Below are 13644 nucleotides of genomic sequence, written 5' to 3'. Positions count from 1 at the left end.
GAATCGATTCACGCGATGTCCTTAAAGCGCGTCCAGCACATCGAGCGCCGGATCATAGTTGACGGCTTCGATAAGACCTCCGATGCGCCGGATATAGCCTGACGGGCAGGTCGTGACGAAGTGCTGGTCGAAGGTATGGTCGATAGCGTAGCGGCCGCTACGCTCCGTCAAGTTGCGGATCGCTTTCATTGGCCACTGAGTGGAGTAGCCAAGCCAGGGTTGACCCCGCGCCGTACCCAGATAGACGATGTAGGAGCCGTAGGTTACGAGCGAGGCGTAGGCCGCCAGCGCTTCCACAGGCGCGCCCGGCGCCGCCGGGGGTTCAAACAGCACGAGGACTTCTTCGGCGGCTTCGATCTCTCGCTCCACCTTACGCAAGGTGTTTCGTGCCCACGGATCTTCTGTCACCACCCTGGCCCGACCGGGCAGTTTGTCGAGCGGTCCGCCGACGCCAACCTGAATGATCCCCGAACCCTCCAGGCCGAGCAGCTGGCAGGCGGAGTCCACGAAGGCCATCAGATTGGGATCGACGCTGGTGGTTACGATGTAGCCGGGACGAACCTCCCGCATGATCTCCAACAGGGCGATTAGATCGGTGGGCGCGAGTTCGACTGGAGCGCCTAGCCAGCGGGTGGTCCGGTGCAGGCCGAACTCGACATAGGCCGCTTGCAGATACCGCTCGGCTCCTGGGTCGAACAGTCGGCGGCGTACTGCCGGACGCACATGATCGGTTACGCCGAGAGGGGCGGGAAAGAGCGGGCGTTGGCGCGTCGTAGCCGCATGTTCGCTCCGCATGGCGCCCGCCAATCGGAATTCGTGCGGCGCTAGGCCTTCGAAGGATCGCCCACGCAATTCCCTGTAGTCACGTTCGTAGACGTTCACCCGTTCGTCCTTCTCGATATCCGAGACGTTCGTGGTGGTGCCGCCGTGATATTGGTGGAAGGTCGCTTCGCCGATCAGGCATGTCACGCCGCCCTTCGAGGTTTCGGCCGCTCGGCGAAGTAGGTCCAGATTGGCGAAGCCGCCGCCTGGTTCGTCGAACGCCTCGTCGAAGCCGTCGATGCGACGCCACAATTCCGCGGGCAGGAAAAGGCAGTTGCTCTCGCTCAGGCCGTCGAACCAGACGTTCGGGCTCTCCCCGATCGGGGACCCGATCCGGAATAGTTGGTAACCGTCAGTTGGCCAATCGATGCGGTCGAACAGCAAGTCTTCCATGTTTCGAGAATAGCCGGCGGAGGAGAGCCACCTCTGATCCCCACCGATGAACCAATGCCGCAGCGCTACGACCGAAGCGGGCGTCCCACGAAGATGGATCATCGCCTCGGCCAGGACGCCCGGCGTGAGGATGTGGGCTCCATCGATTATGATCGCCAGATGCCTTCCGCGAGCCTGTGCGGCTGCGGCGTTGATGGCGTTGCAGGGGGAGGAATGAAGACGAGCTGGCCGCACTAGACGGAATTCCGGCCCGAAACTGGCGACCCATTCCGCATCGAGCGGATGTGTAGATCCGTTATCGATGCAGATCACCTCGTAGGCGAGGTCTTCGATTCCTTGCTGGTAGGTCCGCGCCAACGACTGAAGCGTGCGTTCGGCCTCGCGCCGCATGTTGTAGAAGTTAACCACGATCGAGAGTTCAGGACGCCCGCGAAAGGCCCGTCGTCGTCGTTCTTCGACTTTCGGCACCACGGGCTGTTCGGGCGATGCATATTCGATAGGCTGGAAGCATAGATCAAGCGAACCGGGCAGCACCGATGGTCCGTTGTCGGCAAGTCGCAATTCGAGCCGGTGAACGACACCGTCGCGAAGAGAAGCGGGGAACGGTGCGTTGAAGCCCCACCTTCCATCGCCCTGCCGCAGCTCCTCCAAGTCCCTGCGCCAGCCGTTTGCGGTAAAACGAGCGACGACCTCACCGTCAGCGAGCATTTCCAGGGTGGGTCTTGCGGACGGCGTCCCAAGGTTTTGGACCCAGCCTGAAATTACCAAGGGACCGAGGCTGTCTAGACTTCCTACAACGGTCGCTTTCGACTGGATGGGTATCGGCAGGGCCTGATTGAGGGGGGGCGCCGCCAAGTGCAATCTTCCATTTGGCAGATCGATCGATCCTTCGAGGCTATGGGCTCGAAGGATCAAATCGCCGGCCAACCCGCTAAGCGGTATCTTAAATCCGCAAAGCCCGTCGCGCTTTTTGGCCGTCTCTAAGTCTCCGCGCCATCGATCGGCGAGGGCGGTGACGCGCAGTTCGCCATCGACCCAGGCCTCGACCTGCAGCACCCATTCGGGATTTGCCGGTGACCAAGCCCAACCGAAGAGGCAGTCATCCTCTATCCTGTCGAAGCGACCTTCCAAGTCTGGTGTCACACAGCAGCCTTTTCGATCCTGCTCAAGCCGAATAGGCGCCTGGCGGCGCGATAACACCAGCGCAACATGACGAATGCTCCTGGAATAGCCAATAGCGCCCGCGCCCCTCGTTCAGATAGATGACCGATCCGTCGGGCGGTGAACGTCACGCTATCAGATGCGGTGCGTGAAGCCGCAGATTCGAACCTGATGTTGGAGAAGTCATGCAAGGTCTGGATCTCGCGTATCCGTTTCACAATCCGCTGATAGCTGACCCCTGCGACCATCGCGTCCAGCGCTGCGCCTATATCGGCCACCGCGCGGGCGGCGTCCCCGGGGCGACCGTTCGATGCACCTTCCCCGCACCAGGCGGGTGGATTCCGCAGCGCCCTGACTAGGTCTGCAGTGGTGTCGAAGACGTGGATGTTCGCCTCGCCGCCCAGCGCCCGCTCCAGCTCGGCGAAGACCGGCAGGGGCCGCACGAACACGGGACGACCTGCAGCCAGGGCGTTCAGCACCGGCATCCCAAAGCCCTCATAGTGACTCGGGAAAACAACGGCCACCGCACCTCGGTAGAGCGCCCCCATTTGAGCGATCGTCAACTGGCCGGTTTCCAGTTGCAGGACGTTTGACCCGGCTTCCAACCCGCGTGGGCAATGGAGGCCTTGGTCCACCGGCAGGCTCGTTTCTCCGGGGCCGGAGAGGACCACGATACGACGTTCGGGATCAGCCTCCGTCAGCGCTCGCACTGAGGCGGCGATGTCCTTGTGCCAGTAGTGATTACCGATCACGAAGAGATAGCCGGGTTCCACCGGCGCCGCGCCGACGGGCGCGACCGGAAGGCGATAGTCCGCCAAGTCCAGTGAATGAAGGCTGCGCGGGCGCAAGACGCCAGGACCGAACTGGAACCTGCGTCCAAACTGAGCCTCCGTCATTTCACTTGTGGTCGCGATCATGTCCGCATGCTCCAGAGTGAAGCTCCACATGCTATGCAGGCGCGGACTATAGAGGGGCGTACAATCGATCGAAATCGTATCGAGCATGAAAAGCCCAAAGCTCGCCGCCTTCAGCGCCAGCCGCTCCAGTACGCTCCAATCATAGGGCTGACCGACCCGGAAGATGGCGGCATAAAGTTCCGGCCCGTGCGGATCTCGACGAGCGACGCCGTAACGGGCGTAGCCGTGAAAGGCGTAGGCGTCTTCGGAGCAAAGCACTGAGAGCGAAAAGCGGCCTCCCCAATGCTGAGCCGCCGCGGAGAGGAGTTGATTGCCCGCTTCGGTGGTTCCGTTATGGGCGGGGACGAAACTGGAGAAGTCGAGCGCGACCTCCAAGCGACCGTTCGCGTCGGGGACCATGGTCCCCAATAGACACTCCGCGCGTTGTTCGGGAGAGCCGAAATAGGCTTCGGTTAGGGATGAATATTCGGGGTATCTGGCCAGCAGGATTTTTCGATTTTTCGCGTCTAACTGGTTTGTCTTGGGCTCAAGGTGGAAAGAACCGTGACCTTCGTGCCAAACGAAAGCGTGGTTTGCAAGTGCGGCGCGGTAGCCGCGACGCCCTGCGCGCATCACCAAGTCATTCTCTTCATTGTAGCCCATGCCGTAGATTTCATCGAAGCCTCCGAATTCCGCTAAAACGGCCCATCGTATGAGTATACAAAAGCCAACGGCGGTCGGAACGTAGCTGATCTCAGGCAGATGGTCGGCGATAGCTTTCCAGGTGGCATGCGCCGCGGCAGGTGGAAGGTGGCGGAACTGATCCTGGAATGGAAGTGTCGCGAGCGTAGCATTGTTAGATCTCGGATTCACGAACCCGATCATTGGATCGAGACGCGATATCCTAGCCATTTCCGTTAACGCGCCCGGCGTCACAACCGTGTCCGAGTTTAGCAGCAGTAAATCCATGCCGCGGGCGGCGGCTTCGTCAAAAGCAAAATTGCAAGTGCGTACGAAGCCTAGATTGACTTCGTTCCGTATCACGCGACATGGGAAAGCCGCAGACGCCATCGGTAGCAGGACGTCAAGCGCTTCCCCAAGCGCAGAGTCGTCGGGCGAATCGTTGAAGAGAATGAGTTCTCCTTCGAGTCGGCGGACCTCCTCGGCGCGATTGATCAGCGATTGAAGGACTTGGTGGGCTAACTCCGGCCGCCGGTAAAGTGGCACGGCGATCAGCAACGGACGCGGTTCGACCGCTTTGGCGAAAGCGATTGCAGCGGTGCTGGGCGTAGGGGATTCCAGCGCGCCGGCACGCGTTTCGATATCCTCCTTATACAAGTGAAGCTCGGATGCTTGAACCATCGTCCCTTCCATTTGAATGGGCGCCTTAGCTTAAAGTCGGTTGTGCTTTTCCTTGGCGATGCATTTGCGGACGGCCGAGAGGGCGCCGCTGAGGTGGTCCTCCCGATTGAGATCCGCTTGCTGGTCTAGGAACGTTTTGATTCGATTCAGTGAAAAGCCGAGCCGCTTCATACGCAGGATCACCCGCAAACGCTTGCGTTCCTCGGTCGTGAATACGCGCACCGGGCCTAATCGCTTGGGCGAAACTAGGCCTTTGCTCTCGCAATAGCGAATGGCTCGAGCGCTCACGCCGAGATCGAACGCCAACTCCGATATGGTGTAGAGCTTCTGCGACACTGTCCGGCCGGTCCTTCAGCCTCTTCGGGGTGATCCGCACTAGCTCATGTTAGACAGCGAGGCTGTGACATGAGCTACCGGACGTCCTCAGCTGACTTTAGAAAGTGAAGCGCGAGCCCAGCGACATGGTGACCGCACTGGCTTCCACGTCGCCCTGGATGGAGATGGGAGTGACCGCGATCGTGCCAGGATAAGCGGTGGCGTCGCGATCGATGTGGCTTTTCTGGAAGTCCACATATGAAATGGCTGCGTCCAGCTTCAACCGGGAGGTCGCCTTGTACGTGGTGCCCATGGCGAACAGATAGCGATTCGAATCAGGCACACGTGCATCGCGGCCGACGTTCGGGGTCGGGGTCGGATCGTATTGGACCCCCGCTCGCATGGTCCAGCGAGGGGTGACGTCGTAGTCCAAACCAACGGCTCCGCTGGTGGTGTCGTGGTAGCCCTCGATCACATTGCTCAAGGGGGAAGGAAGCTGAATCTGGCTGAATTCGCTCCAACCAAACCGGACGCCCTGACCTTCCAGGGAAAGCCGGTCGGTCACTTTCCAGCGGACGCCGAAGGTCGCGGTCCATGGCGTGGTGAACTTAGCCTGAGCGGCCTGATTGAGATTGGCTCCGCCAAGCGCCAGTAGGCCGGTCAGCCCGGTCACTTGGACGCCGCCATTCAGCGTGTGATCGATCTTGGAGCGATAGCTTAGCCCCACCGTCACGCGATCATCTGGGTGAAGCTGGGCGCCAACCGTATAACCGGCGTTCCAGCCATCGCCATGCAGGAACTCGAAGCCGTCCGGGCCAGGGGTGAGCTGTGGCGAGGCCGAGCTGAATACGGCGTTGGAGTATTCGATCACGGGGCCGGCGCCCAGACCCAGCCAGCGGACGGGGCGCCAGGCTATCGTCGGTTGGACATCGATCGTCGTCAGCCGTGTGCTATCTGCGGCGTAACGCACGAAGCTGTCGGCGTCGTACTTGGTGGCGAAGCTGAACGGGGAGGTTACTGAAAGCCCGATGGCGAAGCCATGTGGCAGGCCATAGGCGATGGCGCTGCTCGGAATCACCCCCGGTTCGACGGGATTGTAGGCGCGTGGCGCCCCGCCGACCGATGTGGCGGCCTGCCCGGGACGAGTGATCGTCGAACCGGTGTCTGTGACCTTGGCGTCGGCAAGGATCGCCGTCGCGCTGCTGGAAAACTCGAGTCCCGTCATCCCGGCGATTGACGATGGGTTGTAGAATAGCGACTCCGAGCCCGAATCCGACGCCTCGCCGGAGAAGGCCCGCCCCGATCCCTTGGTTGATTGGTCCTCGAGGTAGAACCCGGCTGCATGGGCTTGGCCGGCGATCATGAGCGCCGTCAAAGCTACTCCACCGCGCAGCATACACGAACGCACGGGTACGCCCATCAACGTCATACTAAATCCTCTCCCACGGCGTCGCTATTTGAGTGTGTGCGACTCTATTTTGACCGCGAAATTTCGTTCGGCGATCAGGCTTAACTGACCTCTCGGTCCTTCTTACGCATACGTCAAGTCCCTGCCGCAAAATACCGAGCTTAGCCTTTTGTTCCCGTTGAGGGGAAAAAAGGGGGCGGGGGAGGGGCTGCGCCGGGTGTGGGTGGCGGGGCCGCGAGGGCGATTGCTGATCGTCTGATCCATGCGCACCTTAGGATTATTCGCGTGCTTTAATGCAGTCGACGGAGCCATATATTCACGGGTCCGCATGACATCTTCAAATACCCGCTCGATGATGGCAGGATATGCGCTGGGCCTATGCGAGCCATTTAATGAGCGATTTTCCAACGACGGCGGAGAGCCTGCAATCTTCGACCCCGATCTACCAGCCCGCCAGCGCTAAGCTTGACCTACCGCGCGCCTTGCGGGCGTTGCGTGCGCTGCTCCGCGACAAGGAGAACACCACCCAGGTGTTCGAAATCATGCGCGCACTGAATGGCCGCTCTACGGCTCGAGGCTATCGTCGCCTGTTGCGGACCGCGCAGGGCGGTCGGCAGGCCTACGAGCGCGAGGAACTCATCCGCCACCTCGACGACGACGCCGCCATGGTCATCTATCCGCCGGGCACGCTCGGGGCGGAATATCTCGCGTGGCGGATATCCGAGGGGCTTTCCGCCGAGGGGTTGGCGCAGGAAAGTCGTAAGGGTCTAGATCTCAGCAAGGTTGAGCTCCGACATCCCTACGCTTGGTTCGGGCGGCGCATCCGCGACGTGCACGATCTATGGCATATTCTGAGCGGTTACGGCCGCGATGGGCTCGGCGAGGCTTGCCTGGTGTCGTTCTCCTTCGCCCAGACGCGCGGTCTGGGCTGGGCGTTGATTGCGCTAGGCGCCGCTTTGAACGTCAGAAAGCTTGGCGGCGGTCGCGAACATGTCGCCGCGATCTGGGAGGGTTACCAACGCGGTCGGAAGGCCGAATGGCTGCTTGGCGAGGACTACAGGATAGTTCTGGCGGAACCCGTTGAAACCGCGCGTCAGCGTCTGGGGATCTCGCCTGCGCTCCTATACGACGCCATTCCGGCCGCCCGGCGCAATCGCATCGTCAAGGTTAGCTGAAGGGGGCTCACGAAGGCTCTGTCAGTCCCAAGTTATAAGGCCGCTCTCGGGAGCACAGACGAAGCAATTTTCTTCATGCCGCGGTGGCTTTGCTGGTTCGTGGACTGTAGTGCCGGAATGACGATCGGAAGCAGAGGTGGGAGAGATGGATGAGCGGACCGTGCGGCTGGCGCTGAAGCGCCATTGGGATGCTTCGGACGCTAGCGATTTCGAGGTCGAGCATGGAATCTACCGAGAGGACGCTGTGCTGGATTATCCGCAATCGGGCGAACGGATTCGGGGACGGCGCAACATCCAAGAGAGCCGATCCGTCCAGCCAAATAGGAAACGTTTTACGGTCCGGCGAATTATCGGCGATGGCGATCTCTGGATCACTGAATACATACTTACCTATGACGGCAAACCATCTTACGTCGTAAGCATCATGGAATTCCGGGAAGGGCTGGTGGCGAACGAGACGCAGTATTTTGCTGATCGGTTCGAGCCTGGGCCCTCGCGTGCTCATCTTGTTGAGCGAATGAGCGAAATTACTTCATTCTAAATGCACCATCGCGGAAGACCAAGATCAACGCTGATGTAGATCGCATGAGGGTTCGGGCGGACGCTAAACGAACCGTGGTCAGGTCAGAGGTCAGAGTTGGCGCCGCGGTGGGGAGAAGGACTTCCCCCTCCTTGCCGCGGGGACGGGGGCCGATCGTCGGGCGACGTCGAAGCCTCGCGGGGAGGGGGGACAAATCCGGGCACGCCGGTCTCCACCACGGCGTTGAACCTGACGGTCGTCGCGATGTTATCGTGCATCTCCCGGAGGGCGTCGTCGGGGAGGGGGGAAATATCGAAATTCTCCCGTATGCGATCGGGATTGGTCGAGGTCGTGAGCAGCGCGGTCCCGCGCTGCACCGCCCAGGCCAAGGCGACCTGAGCCGGGGTCTTGTGGACACGCCGCGCGATCGCCGTGATCACGGGGTCTTCCGTCACGCGCGGTTCCATCCCGTGCCCTAGCGGCGCGAACGCCTGCAGCACAATTCCCTGCTCGTGGCAAAAGTCGAGCAACTCCCATTCGGGGAGGTATGGGTGGGATTCGACCTGCACCACGGCGGGCTTGATCCGCGCGACCGCGACGATCTCCTTAAGCTTATCCAGGCGGATGTCCGATAGACCGATGGTCCTGCATCCGCCCTCGTCGACGAGGCTCTCCATTGCGCGCCAAGTCTCCACCAGCGTCACCCCGGTGTCATAGATCACCTGGTCGTGTTCGTCCTTCGGATGCTGTTCGTCGCCGGGTGGAAAGGCGAACGGCGTATGGATCAGGTAGCAATCGACATAGTCGAGCTGCAGACGGTGGAGACTCGCTTCAAGCGCCGGCCCGACGCGCTCGGGGCGATGATTGTTGTTCCAGAGCTTCGTGGTGACGAACATCTCCTTGCGACGCACCGTCCCGGCTTCGAATGCTTCTCGCATTGCGTGCCCAGCGATGTCTTCGGTGCCATAGAGTTCTGCACTGTCGAGATGTCGGAAGCCGACTTCCAACGCGGTCTTTATCGCCTGCTTGGCCGCCCCAGGGTCACGGATCAGGGTTCCAAAGCCGATGGCTGGGATCGCGCCCGCGCCGTAAGCGAGTGGAATCCGTTTGTCGCGGAGCGTGTTGGAGAGGAACATGTTCGTACTCCTGTGTTTGGGGCGCCCGCCGCGAAAGCTGCGCAGGGCCAGTTTCCTCCGGCAAGGGTGGATATCGCCCTTCTAGTCCTGGGAGAGAGGCCGCCGATATCGGCATGGCGAGTTCCTCGATGAGGTTGCATAGATAGGCTGGCGGAATTTCCCGATGGCCCGCATTATTCGACAGGAATGATGCGGAAAGTAGGACAATGCAGCAGGGCCGGCTAATCGAGCTGGAGGCGGTCGTCGCCATCGCTCATCGGCGGAGTTTCCGTGCGGCGGCGACCGAGATCGGGTTGTCGACCACGGCGTTGAGCCAGATGGTGGCTGGTCTGGAGAGCAGGCTTGGCGTGCGGCTGTTCAACCGCACCACTCGCAGCGTTTCGCCGACGGAGGCCGGCGAGCAGTTCGTGGCCGGCGTGGCTCCCGCGCTTGCCGCCATCCGCAATGCGACGGAGGCGGTCAATAACCATCGGGCAACGCCTGCGGGTCTCCTGCGCATCAACACCTCCGCCGGCGCGGCGCGGCGGATCTTGTCGCCGATCGTCTTCGAGTACCTGCGTCGCTATCCCGAGATGTCGGTCGATATCGTCACCGAGGGACGGCTGATCGATATCGTCAAGGACGGGTTCGACGCCGGTTTCCGCCTCGCCGAGCACGCGCCTGGCGACATGATCGCCATCCCTTTGGGGCGGAGCGAGCGGTTGGTGCTGGTCGCCGCGCCCACCTACCTGGCCGGTCTGCCGCCGCCCGAAACCCCGCACGACCTGGGCCGGTATGATTGCATCCGCATGCGCCTGCCGGGGGGAGCCATCTATCGTTGGGAGTTCGAGCGCGAAGGGGAGGAGGTGGTGATCGACGTGACCGGGCGCTTGACCCTGGATGAGGCCACGCTGATCCGCGAGGCGGCGCTGGCTGGGCTGGGCGTCGCCTACATGTCCGAATGGGACGTGGCCGACGACGTCGCCGCCGGGCGCTTGGTACAGTTGCTGAAGGACTGGACGCCGCCCTTTCCCGGCATCTGCCTCTATTATCCTGGCCGCCGCCATGTGCCCGCGGGCCTGCGCGCCCTGATCGATCTGATTCGCGAGAGAGGAGCTGCAGATCCGCCGGCAACGCCACGCGCACGACGGGGGTGAGTCGATCAGGCCGCCTGCAGCCCTTGAGCATCTCATGTCTGGGCGCGTACCGCCTTGTCGGGCTCCGGTTGGACCTACCCAGCCGAGAAGGGGCCGTACATAGTCCGACCCCACTCGATCTTGCTGGACGGACCGCCATGATCATCCTCGCCGCCGCACTGCTCGGCATGTCGGTCCTGCCTGCCTCGTCGTCCGTGGAACAGGGAAGGCTGGTGATCCATTTCCTGCGACGGCCCGTCGGCGAGGAGACCTACGAGCTGACAAGGGACGCCGCCGGTAGCCAGGTCCTGCATGCCGACTTCAGCTACACCGAGCGCGGTTCGACTGTGCCCCTCAGCGCGACACTGCGGATGAGGTCCGATCTGACGCCTGTGGCGTTCACCTCGAAGGGCAAGAGCTATCGGCCTTTCAGCGTAAACGCCTCGGTCGTCGTGGACGCGGGCTCAAACCGAGCGTCGGTACGGGACGGCGACGTGACCCGGCAGGTCGCCTTGCCCGAGCGTTACTTCACCCTGAGCGGCTACAATCCCCTGTCCGTGCAGATGATGCTGCTGCGCTACTGGCTGAGCCACGGCCGGCCCGCTCATCTCGCCCAGCTTCCTGCCGCCGCGCCCGGCACGGATGTGGAGATCGAGGAAGCTGGACACGACACCGTCGCCTCCGCCGGCGGCCCGGTGCGGCTGACCCGCTATTCGATCCGCAACGTCGTCTGGGGACAGGAGGTGGTCTGGCTGGATGATCGGCTCCGGATCGCCGCCGCGGCGACCTATGCCGGCGGACTGCCGCTCGAGGCGATCCGCGCCCAGTACGAGGCCGCTCTCCCACAGCTCGTCCATAGCGCCGACGCCGACCGCCTGAAGGCGCTGGAAGCGCTGTCCGCGAGCGTCAAACCGGTGGCGGAGAGGCGCTACGCCATCCGGGCCGCGCGGCTGATCGACGAGGTTCACGCCGACCCGATCGTCGACGCCACAGTATTGATCGATGGCGGTCGGATCGTCGCCGCCGGTCCCAGCGCCCAGGTCGTCCTGCCCACGGGAACGCGGGTCATCAAGGCTCCTGGCGCAACCTTGCTTCCGGGCCTGTGGGAGATGCACGCCCATTTCGCCCAGGTCGACTACGGGCCAGCCTATTTGGCCGCCGGCGTGACGACGGCCCGCGATCTGGGCGGGGAGTTCGATTTCGTCACCGCCGAGCGCGATCTCATCAACCAGGGGCGTGGATTGGGCCCGCATCTGCTGTTGGGCTGTCTGGTCGATGGCGGCGGCCCGAAAGCGTTCGGTATCGTCCAGGCCGAAACCCCGGAGCAGGGCCGTGCGGTGGTGCGCCGGTGCAAGGCCGCGGGCTTCGTGCAGATGAAGGTCTACGACTACATCAAGCCCGATGTGCTGGCCGCCATCGCCACCGAGGCCCACAGCTTGGGCATGAGCGTCACGGGGCACGTGCCGCTGGGCATGACCGCGCAGCAGGGCGTGCTGGCCGGCATGGACCAGATCAACCACTTCGGCTCCATCACCCAGGCCGCCCGGGCCGCCGACCCCTCGCGTCCGATACGCATCGATTCGCCCGGCGTGCAGGAGGAGATCGCGTTCTTCCGGACGCATCACACGGTGATCGATCCCACCCAGGCCTGGGGCGAACTTCTGGGACGGCCGCGCGACGTGGACATCGCCAGCTTCGAGCCTGGTTACGCCAAGGCGCCCTATAGCCTCACCTCGGTGATCGGGTCGTCCGGGTCCGCGCCTGGGACAACCCGATGGGGCCTCACGCCGGAGACGGCGTCGCTGCTGCGTGCGCTCTATCGTGCGGGTGTGCCTATCGTGGCGGGCACGGACAAGGCCTTGCCCGCCCATAGCCTGCATCGCGAGCTGGAACTGTATGTGAAGGCCGGCCTCACGCCGGCCGAGGTGATCCGGATCGCAACCCGAGGCGCGGCGGAGGCGATGGGTGTGGAGCACGAGGTGGGCACGATAGAGCCCGGAAAGCGCGCCGACCTGATCTTGGTCGAAGGTGATCCGCTCGCTAATTTTTCCGACCTGCGCAGGGTTGTCCGCGTTGTCACGAACGGGCGGATGTATGACCCGGCTCCTCTCTGGAGGAGCGTTGGCTATCAGCCTTGAATTTTGTCGACCGGCCTATGAAGGTCCGGTTCCGATGAAAATTCAGCATCTTGCAGAACGTTCGAACCGATAACCAGGAGTTCGTTTCATCGGGTGTGAATGTAATTGACCTAACCGAACAGGTTGGAAAAATTCCTTCTTCATCAGGGGAATGTTTCAATTCGATTGAGTAAATCTAGCCGCATTTTATGCCGCTATTATGATTTTGGTGGAAATTCGATATCGAGTCGACGGGCGTAATTTACGATAATGCGCCGCGTGGAAGGCGTTGTCTCAAAAAGTGGGGGAGCGCGGAACGCGTCGCCATGGCGCTCGCCCCGCTGCTCAATATCCAATTTGGATTCGCCGTCCCAACGTTGGCGACCTGTCTTCGGTAGGAGAGAGCTTTCTTGGACCCGACCGCTAATACACCCGAAAAGTTGGTCCGCGATCCCCAGACATCCCCTCGTCGACGGGCTCGGTTGGTGGAGGCTATCGTCGCAGGCGCCGCCCTTATGTTTGTGATTGTGTTTGCGCTTTCACATCATAATCATGCGCCAGCGGAGTCAAGTAGCAAATTCAATGCGGCTGGGCGGTGATAGAAGTGTCCGAATCAAAAAACAACAAATCTCGACCCGATCGCGGGGAATGCATATTTTTTCGCAGCATATATTTTCAATTTGAGTTTCTCCGAGCCTTTTCTTGCAAAGATGATGGGTGGTGTCGGATATATTTAGACGAAATGTCCATCGACGTGCTATCGTGCGGGGCTGACGCCAGCTGATTTGCTTTTGAATTTGCGAGAATTTGGGCGAATATTGGCGTTGTCGCTGCGGTTTTCGTTGATGGGGTCGTTCAAGAAGGCCCCTGTTTCGAGGGGCTACGGTAGAGGGCCGTCGAATATAACGACGTCGCAGCCAGGTCCTGTTTCGAACCGGATCGCCGGAACAATTCCAGTTTCGGCGGATGCTGAGAGACAATAAATTACGTCCTCTTTATGTCATTTAGCCTCGGCTCAGATGGAATGTTTACGCGGGAAGCGCGTACGGCTGAGTTCTAATAAAATCTGGCGGCTGACGAAAATCATCGAGATGACCGTACGTAGGTGTTCGCTCCTGCGGGTCACAAACTTTGACGTCATTCTGTGCTGATCAGGTCATGGGCGGGGAATCCTGGATGATAAAAGGGGGACCCAGATATGACCGCAAGCATGAAGCTCGCCAT

General features: G+C 61.5%; 9 protein-coding genes. 4 read left to right on the top strand and 5 right to left on the bottom strand.

The genetic code is table 11. The annotated features are described in order from the left end of the window. Positions 1-21 precede the first annotated feature (21 nt). The 4 genes from GSQ87_RS09395 to GSQ87_RS09380 all read right to left on the bottom strand — a co-directional run bounded on the left by GSQ87_RS09395 (position 22) and on the right by GSQ87_RS09380 (position 6324). Positions 22-2358, bottom strand: a complete 2337-nt coding sequence (locus GSQ87_RS09395; RefSeq protein WP_158915212.1) for a CmcI family methyltransferase — start codon at positions 2356-2358, stop codon at positions 22-24. Beyond that, complete coding sequence (locus GSQ87_RS09390; protein ID WP_158915211.1) at positions 2355-4634, bottom strand: glycosyltransferase; 2280 nt, start codon at positions 4632-4634, stop codon at positions 2355-2357. Before GSQ87_RS09390 ends, GSQ87_RS09395 begins: the two co-directional genes overlap by 4 nt. A 30-nt stretch (positions 4635-4664) precedes the next feature. After that, complete coding sequence (locus GSQ87_RS09385; protein ID WP_158915210.1) at positions 4665-4970, bottom strand: MerR family transcriptional regulator; 306 nt, start codon at positions 4968-4970, stop codon at positions 4665-4667. A gap of 97 nt (positions 4971-5067) precedes the next feature. Then, positions 5068-6324 (bottom strand): OmpP1/FadL family transporter, encoded by a 1257-nt coding sequence (locus tag GSQ87_RS09380; protein WP_254062851.1) that lies wholly within the window; start codon positions 6322-6324, stop codon positions 5068-5070. A 398-nt stretch (positions 6325-6722) separates the two neighbouring features. Here GSQ87_RS09380 and GSQ87_RS09375 point away from each other — a divergent pair, with 398 nt between their 5' ends. Next, positions 6723-7532 carry a Coq4 family protein gene (locus tag GSQ87_RS09375; RefSeq protein WP_254062849.1) on the top strand — a complete coding sequence of 270 codons (810 nt, stop codon included), beginning with the start codon at positions 6723-6725 and terminating at the stop codon, positions 7530-7532. A gap of 145 nt (positions 7533-7677) precedes the next feature. Next, positions 7678-8073 (top strand): nuclear transport factor 2 family protein, encoded by a 396-nt coding sequence (locus tag GSQ87_RS09370; protein WP_158915209.1) that lies wholly within the window; start codon positions 7678-7680, stop codon positions 8071-8073. A gap of 83 nt (positions 8074-8156) precedes the next feature. Here GSQ87_RS09370 and GSQ87_RS09365 read toward each other — a convergent pair whose 3' ends face one another. Then, positions 8157-9188, bottom strand: coding sequence for an aldo/keto reductase (locus tag GSQ87_RS09365; RefSeq protein ID WP_158915208.1), 1032 nt, complete (start codon positions 9186-9188; stop codon positions 8157-8159). 206 nt (positions 9189-9394) lie between these two features. Here GSQ87_RS09365 and GSQ87_RS09360 point away from each other — a divergent pair, with 206 nt between their 5' ends. Both GSQ87_RS09360 and GSQ87_RS09355 read left to right on the top strand, forming a co-directional pair. Then, the gene (locus GSQ87_RS09360; protein ID WP_158915207.1) at positions 9395-10324 is read left to right on the top strand and encodes a LysR family transcriptional regulator; all 930 of its coding nucleotides are present in this window, start codon (positions 9395-9397) and stop codon (positions 10322-10324) included. Positions 10325-10461: 137 nt separating this feature from the next. Then, positions 10462-12441, top strand: coding sequence for an amidohydrolase family protein (locus GSQ87_RS09355; protein WP_216839174.1), 1980 nt, complete (start codon positions 10462-10464; stop codon positions 12439-12441). Positions 12442-13644 lie beyond the last annotated feature (1203 nt).

It is taken from the genome of Caulobacter sp. S45 (assembly GCF_009765965.1).
Classification (GTDB): Bacteria; Pseudomonadota; Alphaproteobacteria; order Caulobacterales; family Caulobacteraceae; genus CAHJWH01.
Note: the sequence above shows the minus strand (reverse complement) of the source record. Positions and strands in the feature narration are given on the sequence as shown.

What these genes read in the sequence shown, in the direction of transcription:
- GSQ87_RS09370 (WP_158915209.1), top strand. Translation starts at nt 7,678, where the DNA reads ATGGATGAGCGGACCGTGCGGCTGGCGCTGAAGCGCCATTGGGATGCT.
- GSQ87_RS09390 (WP_158915211.1), bottom strand. Translation starts at nt 4,634, where the DNA reads ATGGTTCAAGCATCCGAGCTTCACTTGTATAAGGAGGATATCGAAACG.
- GSQ87_RS09375 (WP_254062849.1), top strand. Translation starts at nt 6,723, where the DNA reads ATGCGCTGGGCCTATGCGAGCCATTTAATGAGCGATTTTCCAACGACG.
- GSQ87_RS09355 (WP_216839174.1), top strand. Translation starts at nt 10,462, where the DNA reads ATGATCATCCTCGCCGCCGCACTGCTCGGCATGTCGGTCCTGCCTGCC.
- GSQ87_RS09360 (WP_158915207.1), top strand. Translation starts at nt 9,395, where the DNA reads ATGCAGCAGGGCCGGCTAATCGAGCTGGAGGCGGTCGTCGCCATCGCT.
- GSQ87_RS09365 (WP_158915208.1), bottom strand. Translation starts at nt 9,188, where the DNA reads ATGTTCCTCTCCAACACGCTCCGCGACAAACGGATTCCACTCGCTTAC.